This window comes from Afipia birgiae 34632, from assembly GCF_000308295.2.
GTDB classification, from domain to species: Bacteria; Pseudomonadota; Alphaproteobacteria; order Rhizobiales; family Xanthobacteraceae; genus Afipia; species Afipia birgiae.
Genome location: NZ_HG326656.1, coordinates 95,967 through 99,704, shown reverse-complemented (window position 1 = coordinate 99,704; position 3,738 = coordinate 95,967). Strand labels below are relative to the sequence as shown.

Here is a 3,738-nt window from a genome sequence, read left to right as displayed (position 1 = left end):
TATCCTCGCGCAGCAGCGGCGCATCAGGCTCTAGTGCCTTAAACGGATCGACCAGAACCGGCAGCGGCTCGTATTCGACCTCGACGAGTTCGATCGCGTCGGCGGCGATGTAACGGTCCTTCGCCACCACGAACGCGACTTCCTGATTCTGGAACAGCACCTTCTCGTCGGCGAGCACGGCTTGCACATCGCCGGCCAGCGTCGGCATGTAGTGAAGATTGAGCGGCTTGAGGTCGGCGGCGGTCAGGACCGCAAGCACGCCCGGCAGCGCCTTGGCTTTCGAGGTGTCGATGCTCTTGATGCGGGCATGGGCGTGGGACGAGCGCACGAAATCCCCGAACAGCATGCCCGGCAGTTTCACGTCGTCGACATAGTTGCCCTTGCCTTGCGTGAAGCGGATGTCTTCGACGCGCTTGCGCTTGCACCCCATGCCCTGGAGTTTTTCGGCGCGCTCGGCGCTGGTGAGTTCGATTGGAGCCTGGACGTTCATTCTGCGGCCTCCTGGAAAGGCACGCCATTGATCTTGGCTGCCGCGTATTGAATTGCCTTCACGATGTTCTGGTAGCCGGTGCAGCGGCAGAGATTCCCTGCGATACCAAACCGGATTTCCTCTTCAGTCGGATTGGGATTTTCCTGCAGCAAGCGATGCGAGCGCATGATCATGCCCGGCGTGCAGTAACCGCACTGCAGGCCGTGCATCATGCGGAAGCCTTCCTGCAACGCGCTCAGCGTGCCGTCTGCGGCCGCCATGCCCTCGACGGTCGTAATCGACGAACCATTGGCCTGAATGGCGAATGTCGTGCAGCTTTTTACCGACATGCCGTCGAGATCGACGGTGCAAGCACCACAATGGCTGGTGTCGCAGCCGATGTGCGCACCAGTGAGATTTTGTTGTTCGCGGATGAAATGGATCAGCAGGGTGCGCGGCTCGACCAGCGCCTCCACCGGCTGCCCGTTGATCGTCAGCTCGATATGGGCTTTCGCCATGTTGGGTCTCTCCCTGAATTTCTAGTTTTTCGCGCGGGACTTCGCCCGCTCGGCGGCGCGGCGCAGCATCACGCCAGCCATCTTGGTGCGGTATTCGGCAGGACCGCGGCCATCCGCCGCCGGACTGGTGATCGCCTCGGCCAACGCGACGGCCTTGTCGAGCGCCGCCTTGTCGAGCGCGGTGCCGACCAGTGCGTTGGCGGCTTCTTCAGCCCACAGCGGCGTATCGGCCACGTTGGTCAGCCCGATCGAAGCCGAGGTGCACTTGCCGCCACTCATGGTGAGAACGACCGCGGCCGCGGCGGTGGCATAGTCGCCGATTTTCCGTTTCAGTTTCTCGTAGGCATAGCCATGTCCAACCGGCGGCACCGGAATGCGAATCGCGGTCAGGATTTCGCCGGTCTCAAGGGCGGTGAAATACGCCGCCTGATAAAACTCACGCGCTGCAACCCGGCGCACGCCATTCGGGCCGGTGAGTTCGTAGCTTGCGCCCAGACACTGCATCAGCGCGGGCATGTCGTTGCCCGGATCGCCGTTGGCGGCGTTGCCGCCGATGGTGCCCATGTAGCGGATTTGAGGATCGGCGATCAGCAGCGACGTCTCGCGAATGATCGGCAATTTCGCCGCCAGCAGATCGGAACCGATCAGCGTGTGCTGGGTGGTCATCGCTCCGATAACGATGTCGCCGCCCTCTTCCCGGATCCCCTTGAGGTCTCCGATGGCGCGCAAATCGACCAGATGCTCTGGCGTGGCCAGCCGGGTTTTCATCATCGGGATCAGGCTGTGGCCGCCGGCCAGGGGCCGGGCGTCTTCGCCGAGCTTCACCAGAAGCGCGACGGCATCGGCGACGGATTTCGGACGATGGTAGTCAAATGAACCAGGAATCACGGTTACCTCCCCAGGTTACCCACGCCCCAGACCTCTGTTGGTCCGGTTTACATCAGCGCGTTGCCTAGGAGGCCAAGCCGTTTAGAAACATTCAAGAACAGGAGCACCAGAGATCGGTTTTCGGCACCAAAAGCGGCAGCTGCGCACGAACTGCGTCAGCAACGCTGTCTTAATTGTCCCTGGTTCGCAGATATTCGGTGAGCTGCTCGCGCAATTGCGGCAACCGGCTGCGGCTCACCGGCACCGAGCGGCGCACCGGCGAATCGAGATCGGCAATTCCGTTGTCGCCCGCGCGCTTCAGACGCGCGACGCGCTGAATATTGACGATGTAGCTGCGGTGGACGCGAAAGAAAATATCGGGCGGCAGCCGCGCGATGATCTCGCCGATCGAGAGCGGACAGAAGATGTCCTCCCGGCCGTTGAACACATAAGTATAATGTGCGTTGGCGTGGACCGAGAAAATGTCGGCGGTGTTGATGGTCTGGCTGCCGCGATACTTCTCCACCGGCAGGGTGGCCTCGTAGATGGGAGCATCCGATGTCGCCTGCGTGGGCGCATCGGCGACCGTGAGTTCCGCGACCGAACCAGAGACAGGCGTCACGCTGTCCGCCGTAATCGGGGCCGGAATGGGATCCGGCTCGTTCGCCTCGGGCACGATCACCGGGTCCGCCGCGGATTCGCGCTGATCCGGAACCAGCGCCAGCATGAAAACACCGGACACCAGAAACGCGACGACACTGACGATCACCGCCAGCAGATCGCCGGATATGGCCGGCGTGCCCGGCGGCAATGCGCCGACAATCGGATGCAGCGTCAGCCCGGCCATCGCGGTGTAGTGCATTCCCGAAATCGCGCAGCCCAGAACCGCCGCGCAAACCAGCAAGGGCGGCCTCGTCTCGGACGCGAATGCCAGCCACAGCGCGAGGCCCGACGCCAGAACGGCGATCAGCACGCTCGCCAGCACATAAACGGGATTGTGCATCATGTGGGCGCTGGCATGGAGCGCCAGCATCCCGATGTAATGCATCGAGGCGATCCCGACGCCCATCACCGTGGCCGCGATGAACAGCAGCCGCTGCGAGCGCAATGTCGCGAGGTAAACCGCGATTCCGACCACCAGCACGCAAACGAGGAACGACAGCAGCGTCGGAAGCACCACGTAGTCGACGGTGACGGGCAGCCGCGCCGCCAGCATGCCGACGAAATGCATCGCCCAGATGCCGATCGCAAAGGACAGCGCAGCACCGGCGATCAGCAGGCGGCGATTCAGCGCGAACGCCTGCGAAACGCGAAGCGCCAGATTCAAACCGACGTAGCTTGCCTGTATTGCCACGAGCAGTGACAGGGCAACCAGCGTCGGATCATGTTCGATGGGCATATCCCAGCAGTCCTTGTCCGAACAGCCGCGACCCTAAAACAAAAAACTCACAAAAATCAACTTGCCCAAGCCATTTGGCAATGTCGCCCAAGCATCATTAAACTGGACTCCAACTCTCCTAAATCAGCCTGCCATCTGTCTCAAATTACCTGACGACGGACAGACCACCGACAGTCTGTGCGTGATCTGCCGTGACCAGACACGCCTTGCTACTGGAGCTAGAACCTCGCGGGTTTCACGCACCGCTGGCGCATCTCCATCGCGCCGCCGAGGCGGTGCCGCATTGATGATGATCGCATAGGCCGCCTGCGTTGACTTCAGCAGTTGGACGATGCTTCGGGTGACACGCAGATCGAACAACGTCGGACGCGTCGGAACGATTACCAAGGCGGCGTAACGCGCCGCTACGAGAGCATGCCGTGCGCCGGGCGGCATATCGATGAGCAGGATTTCAATCCCGCAGCGCTGTGCCAGCGCGATACTCT

5 protein-coding genes are annotated in these 3,738 nt (G+C 61.9%); all 5 read right to left on the bottom strand.

From position 1 onward, the window contains the following. The coding region (locus BN32_RS25360; protein ID WP_040427760.1) for a xanthine dehydrogenase family protein molybdopterin-binding subunit at positions 1-490 on the bottom strand (490 nt) is incomplete at its 3' end. Next, on the bottom strand, positions 487-987 hold the full coding sequence (locus BN32_RS25355) for a (2Fe-2S)-binding protein (RefSeq protein ID WP_019200217.1): 501 nt from the start codon (positions 985-987) through the stop codon (positions 487-489). The genes BN32_RS25360 and BN32_RS25355, both read right to left, overlap by 4 nt. A gap of 21 nt (positions 988-1,008) precedes the next feature. Continuing rightward, the gene (locus tag BN32_RS25350; RefSeq protein WP_019200218.1) at positions 1,009-1,875 is read right to left on the bottom strand and encodes an FAD binding domain-containing protein; all 867 of its coding nucleotides are present in this window, start codon (positions 1,873-1,875) and stop codon (positions 1,009-1,011) included. Positions 1,876-2,044: 169 nt separating this feature from the next. Beyond that, complete coding sequence (locus BN32_RS25345; protein ID WP_019200219.1) at positions 2,045-3,253, bottom strand: MHYT domain-containing protein; 1,209 nt, start codon at positions 3,251-3,253, stop codon at positions 2,045-2,047. Between the two features lie 123 nt (positions 3,254-3,376). Beyond that, positions 3,377-3,738, bottom strand: a 362-nt coding sequence (locus BN32_RS27190) for a P-loop NTPase family protein (RefSeq protein WP_162161338.1), incomplete at its 5' end; no start/stop codon positions are given.

Bases quoted from the DNA above. Each gene is read 5' to 3' on its own strand.
- BN32_RS25345 (WP_019200219.1), bottom strand. From the start codon at position 3,253: ATGCCCATCGAACATGATCCGACGCTGGTTGCCCTGTCACTGCTCGTG.
- BN32_RS25355 (WP_019200217.1), bottom strand. From the start codon at position 987: ATGGCGAAAGCCCATATCGAGCTGACGATCAACGGGCAGCCGGTGGAG.